Annotated in this window: 2 protein-coding genes; both read left to right on the top strand. The window is 64.2% G+C overall.

What is annotated here, in order from left to right; genetic code table 11:
- On the top strand, positions 1-838 hold an 838-nt coding region (locus tag RN01_RS34215; RefSeq protein ID WP_039016858.1), incomplete at its 5' end, for a DUF3300 domain-containing protein.
- A gap of 36 nt (positions 839-874) precedes the next feature.
- Positions 875-1,789: a DUF2950 domain-containing protein gene (locus RN01_RS32285; protein ID WP_024569729.1), complete on the top strand. Its 915-nt coding sequence runs from the start codon at positions 875-877 to the stop codon at positions 1,787-1,789.
- Positions 1,790-2,183 lie beyond the last annotated feature (394 nt).

Below are 2,183 nucleotides of genomic sequence, written 5' to 3'. Positions count from 1 at the left end.
CTCCCCGCCCTCCCCGCCGTATTACTGGCCGCCGTCACCTTATTACTATCCTGGTGGCGCTCTGATGACCGGCTTCGCCTGGGGCGTTGGACTGGCCGCCGCTGGCGCGATCTTCTCGAACTGCAACTGGGGCGGTGGCGACGTCAATATCAACGTCAACAAGGCGGCGAACATCGACCGCAACTTCGACCGGACCAAGGTCCAGAACGGCAACCGCTGGCAGCACGATTCCAGCCATCGCAAGGGCGTGGCATATCGCGATAACGCTACGCGGGAGAAGTTCGGCAACAACGTGGGCGGCGCCGACAGGCGCAATGACTTCCGTGGCCGCGAAGGTGGCCGCGATGGCGCGGGAGACCGGGCAGGTGACCGGGCCGGAAATCGGCAAGGCGACCGCGCAGGGGATCGTGCGGGCGACCGCGGTGGTGACAGGGGCGGCGATCGTGGCGGTAACCGCGCCAGCACGGGTGACCGCATGGGCGGCTCGGATCGTGCGGGTGTTGCTGACCGGAGCGCCGGAGGCGGGGATCGTGGCGCGGGTGTCGGAGACCGGAGTGCCGGCGTTGCCGACCGAAGCGCGGGCGGCGGTAATCGAAACAGCTACGGTGGCGGCGGACGCGACAACGCATTCCAGGGCGTAGGCGGCGGCAGCACGGCCCAGCGTGACCTGGATCGTGGCCGGGCCAGTTCCAGCCAGGCAGGATTTAGCGGTGGTCAGCGTGGTGGCGGCGGTGGCGGTGGCTTTAGCGGAGGGGGAGGACGCGGCGGTGGTGGATTCAGCGGCGGCGGCGGACGCGGCGGCGGTGGTGGTGGCCGTGGCGGCGGCGGAAGGCGTTGATATGCGACACACCAGGGTATGCAGAAGGGGACATTCATGCTCGCTTTGACCCGTATCTTGCGAATGGCCATCACGGCCACCGCGGTGCCGCTCATGCTGACGCTCGGCCTGGTGCCGGCCGCGCATGCGCAAAAGTCGTTCGCCACTCCCGAGGCCGCGATGAACGCGTTTGGCGATGCGGTCACCACGAGCAACGACACCGCCATCGACGCCATTTTCGGGAATCAGGCACGTCGGCTGATCCCGCCACTGGGGGCCGAGATTCGCTACAAGTTCCTGTCCGCCTGGAGCCAGTCGCACTCGATCCAGAAGCAGGACGACAACACTGCCCGCATCGCCGTCGGCAATGATGGCTGGACGATGCCCATCCCACTGGTCAGGCGCAACGGACAGTGGCAGTTCGATACGCAAGCCGGCTTGACCGAAATCCGCTTGCGCCGGATCGGCCGTAACGAGTTGTCGACGATCCAGACCATGCTGGCGGTCTACGATGCGCAGCGCGAATATGCGAGCACCGATCATTCGGGCGACGGAATGCTGGTCTACGCCGCGCATCTGGTCAGTTCGCCTGGCAAGCGTGACGGCCTGTATTGGCCGACGTCGGCCGGCGAGCCCGAGAGCCCGCTGGGGTCAGCCTTCCTGCGCGCTGTGGGCCGCAATGCCAGTGCAGAGGGCTATAACGGCTACCGATTCAAGCTGCTCACGTCGCAGGGGCCTGCGGCACCGGGCGGACAGTACAACTACCTCGTGAATGGCCGCTTGTTCGGCGGGTTCGCGGTACTGGCGTGGCCCGTCAAGTACGGCGAAACCGGCATCAAGAGCTTCATCGTCAATCACGAAGGGCAGGTCTACGAACGGGATCTGGGCAAGAACACGAGTGCGCGCGCCGATGGCATCCAGTCCTTCGATCCGGTGCCGGGATGGAGCAAGGTATCCGCCACTGCACCCTAGCGGGAAATTAGCAGACGGAAGTACCGCAGACTACGCTTCGGACTTCACGATATCTGACTAGTGAGATAAAGCTCGCAGTAATGCGAGCTTCTTTTTTTTTTGCGCCGCGAAGTTGCGATTGCTTTCCCTAAAGGCCCGAGTTAATTTTGACAGGACGCAAAGTTAGAAACCAATGAAAACGAAGTGGCCCACATCTGCCTGGGTCACCAGCACGGATTCCTGGCCGGTTCCTCTGGAACTGGCGCCGGACGTTGAGTCGGATTTTGTCGTAGTCGCTTGGGGTAAGCGCTCAGGGAGGGGTCGCCTCAGAAAACGGAAAATAAAGCACGCTAAGCCGGTTGCAGCGGTCGTAGCGGCCTGAACTTGCCCGCGCCGATCTTGGCGCTGCTGCGCC

Source organism: Cupriavidus sp. SHE, from assembly GCF_000812445.1.
Classification (GTDB): Bacteria; Pseudomonadota; Gammaproteobacteria; order Burkholderiales; family Burkholderiaceae; genus Cupriavidus; species Cupriavidus metallidurans.
This window is presented reverse-complemented; position numbering and strand designations above follow the sequence as displayed.